The 252-nt window shown below is 65.9% G+C and carries 1 pseudogene; it reads right to left on the minus strand.

Annotation, left to right across the window (positions count from 1 at the left end):
- A pseudogene (locus tag Q5762_RS39105) lies at positions 1-252 on the minus strand (hypothetical protein); the annotation flags it as partial.

The raw sequence follows: 252 nt of genomic DNA on the forward strand, positions 1-252 counted from the left end.
CTCCTGTGGTGAGAGGCTGGGCGCCGTCTGAGATGGAGCGACTGCGGCGACCTTCTGCTCACGGTCACGCTGAGCCTTCTCCGCCGCCTGCTTCGCAGCCAGCTCGGCGGCCGCCTTGTCGCTCGCGATCTTGTCGGCAAGCGCCTTCTCGACCGCCTGCTTGTCGGCAAGCGCCTTTGCCACGGCAGCCTCGGCATCCTTTCTACGCTGTTCTGCTGCGGCCGCCTTGGTCTCCTCGATCTGCTTGGTCTT

The organism is Streptomyces sp. P9(2023), from assembly GCF_032436795.1.
In the GTDB taxonomy this organism is placed as follows: domain Bacteria; phylum Actinomycetota; class Actinomycetes; order Streptomycetales; family Streptomycetaceae; genus Streptomyces.